The 3,155-nt window shown below is 72.2% G+C and carries 1 protein-coding gene; it reads right to left on the bottom strand.

Annotated elements, in window-relative coordinates:
- Positions 1-3,155, bottom strand: a 3,155-nt coding sequence (locus tag IP92_RS29745; protein ID WP_145882344.1) for a non-ribosomal peptide synthetase, incomplete at both ends; no start/stop codon positions are given.

Here is a 3,155-nt window from a genome sequence, read left to right as displayed (position 1 = left end):
GGCGCGGTACCCGCCAGCGCGGCGGCATAGCCCTGTTCCAGCTCGCGCCACAGCAGTTCGATCGACCAGCCGTCGCCGGCGATATGGTGCAGGCAAAGCAGCAGCGCGTGGTCGTCGGGAGCGAGCCGGATGACCGTCACGCGCAGCGGCGGTTCGTGGCGCAGGTCGAAGCCGCGCCGGCTGTCCGCTTCCGCCCGCGCAGCCAGCGCGCCGGCATCGGCATGCCCGCTCCAGTCTTCCCAGCCGACCGTGAACGCATCGGCCGGCAGCACCACCTGCCGTGGTCCTTCCGCATACACGGTGCGCAGCACTTCGTGGCGCGCGACCAAGCCCTCGATTGCCGTGCGCAACGCCGCGACATCGAGCGCGCCGTGCAAGCGCACCGCGTGCGGCATGTTGTACGTGGCAGTGATCCCCTCGAGCTGGGCCAGGAACCACAGGCGCTGCTGGGCATACGACAGCGGCATCGCGCCGTCCCGCGCCACCGGCAGCAGGGCCGGCCCGGCCTCGGCCACGCCGGCGGCGCGTTCGACCTGGCCCGCGATCGTCGGCGCCTCGAACACGTCGCGCACCGTCAAGCCCAGGCCGGCCGCGCGCAGCCTTGCCACCAGGCGGGCTGCCAGCAGCGAATGGCCGCCCAGCTCGAAGAAGCTGTCGTCCAGGCCGACCGTGTCGCAGCCCAGCACCTCGCACCAGGCCTCGGCCAGCGCCCGTTCGCGGGGCGTGCGCGGGGCCCAGCCGGCACCGCCGCGCACCGGCACCAGCGCCGGCAGCGCGGCGCGGTCCACCTTGCCGTTCGGCGTCAGCGGCAGCATATCGAGCACCTGCAGCGCGGCCGGCACCATGTAGGCCGGCAGCGCCTGTTCGAGCCCCGCACGCAGGACGGCCGGGTCCAGGCCGTCGCCGGCCACGTACGCCACCAGCGCCTTGTGCGCACCGTCGCCGCGCACCAGCGCGACCGCCTCGCGCACACCGGGCAGCCGGGTCAACGCCGCTTCGACGTCGCCCAGCTCGATGCGCAGGCCGCGCAGCTTGACCTGGTGGTCGGTGCGGCCCAGGTATTCGAGGGCGCCATCGGCGCGCCAGCGCGCCAGGTCGCCGGTGCGGTACAGCCGCGCCCCCGGAATGGTCGCGAACGGGTCGGGCACGAAGCGCTCCGCCGTCAGGTCGGGCCGGCCCAGATATCCCCGCGCCAGCCCGGCGCCGCCGATATACAGCTCGCCGTTGACGCCGATGCCGACCGGCTGCATGCTCCCATCGAGCACGTACAGCTGCGTGTTGGCGATCGGCCGGCCGATCGGCACCGTGGCGCCGGCGGCATCGCGGGCGATCGGGTGGCAAGCCGCGAACGTCGTGCTCTCGGTGGGGCCATAGCCATTCGTGATGCGCACATCCGGTAACGCCGCGTACACGCGCCGCACATGGGCCGCGCTGACGATGTCGCCGCCGACCAGCAACTGCCGCAGGCCGCGCAGGCAATCCGGGTCTTCGTCGACCAGCTGGTTGAACAGCGCCGACGTCAGCCACGCCGTATCGACACGGTGGCGGCCGATGAATGCCGCCAGCTCGGGCGCCGTCGGCACCTGCTCGGGGTACAGCACGCAGGTGCCGCCATGCAGCAGCGCGCCCCAGATCTCGAACGTCGACGCGTCGAATGCCAGCGGCGCCGCATGCAACACCCGGTGGCCGGGGCCGAACTGCGCGTAATCCGTGCCGGCCAACAGGCGCACGATACCGCGGTGCGTCGTCAGGATACCCTTTGGCACGCCGGTGGAGCCGGACGTGAACATCACGTACGCCAGCTGGTCCGGCGCACCCGGCAAACCTGGATTCACGGCGTCCACGCCCTGCTCCGGTGCCAGCCATTGCAGGCCGAGGGGCGCCAGCGGGCCCGCCGTGCCGATCGCCAGGCGCAACCCGGCCTGGTCCTTCAGCTGGGCCAGCCGGGCCAGCGGCAGGCTGGCGTCCAGCGGCAAGTAGGCGCCGCCCGCCTTCAGCACGGCCAGCAAGGCGACGACCACGTCCACGGAGCGCGGCAGGCAGACGCCGACAGTCTCTTCTGGCCGCACGCCCAGCGCTTGCAGTTGCTGGGCCAGCGCATTGGCGCGGCCGTTCAGCGCCGCGTAGCTGACCTCCGCGTCGTCGCACACCAGCGCGATCGCATCGGGCGTACGCGCGGCCTGCGCTTCGAACAGCGTGTGCAGGCAAGTGTCCGGATACGGCGCCGCGGTGGCGTTCCACGCGGCCAGCTCGGCGCGTTCGGTGGCGCCCAGCAGGTCCATTGCCTGCAGTGGCGTGTCCGGCGCGGCCAGCACGTGTTCCAGCACGGCCACGTAATGACGCCACAGCCGCGCCACGCTGGCTTCTTCGAACAGGTCGACGTCGTATTCCAGCGTGCCGGCCAGGCTGCCGCCACGCTCCTGCAACGTCAACGTCAGGTCGAACTTGGCCACGTGGTGGGCGGCCGGCAGCACTTCGCTCTTCACCTGCGGCAGCGCGATCGTTTCGGCGGCGCCATGCAGCAGGTTGAACATCACCTGGAACAGGGGGCTGTAGCTGAGGCTCCGCGCCGGCTGCAGCGCTTCGACCAGCTGTTCGAACGGCAGGTCCTGATGTTCGTGCGCGGCCAGCGTCGTTTCGCGCACTTCGGCCAGCAACGTGCGGAAGCTGACCGTCCGGTCGACGCGGGTGCGCAGCACCAGCGTATTGGCGAAGAAGCCGATCAAGCCGTCCAGTTCCGCGCGCGGCCGGTTCGCGACGGGGCTGCCGACCGCGATGTCGTCCTGGCCGCTGTAGCGGGCCAGCACCAGCTGGAACACGGCCAGCAACGTCATGAACAGGCTGGCCTGGCCTTCATGGCCCAGCGCCCGCAGCGCCGGCAGCAGTTCGGCCGGCACGGCCACCGGCAGGCTGGCGCCGGCATGGCGCCGCGCCGCCGGGCGGGCCCGGTCGGTCGGCAATTCCAGCAGCGGCGCCAGGCCGTCCAGCTGGCCGCGCCAGTAGTCCAGCTGCCGCGCGCCCCGCTCACCGGCCAGCCATTCACGCTGCCAGCAGGCGTAATCGATGTATTGCAGGGCCGGCGCGGCCGGCGGCGCGGTACCCGCCAGCGCGGCGGCATAGCCCTGTTCCAGCTCGCGCCACAGCAGTTCGATCGA

The organism is Pseudoduganella flava (genome assembly GCF_007830495.1).
Taxonomy (GTDB): Bacteria; Pseudomonadota; Gammaproteobacteria; order Burkholderiales; family Burkholderiaceae_D; genus Rugamonas; species Rugamonas flava.
Note: the sequence above shows the minus strand (reverse complement) of the source record. Positions and strands in the feature narration are given on the sequence as shown.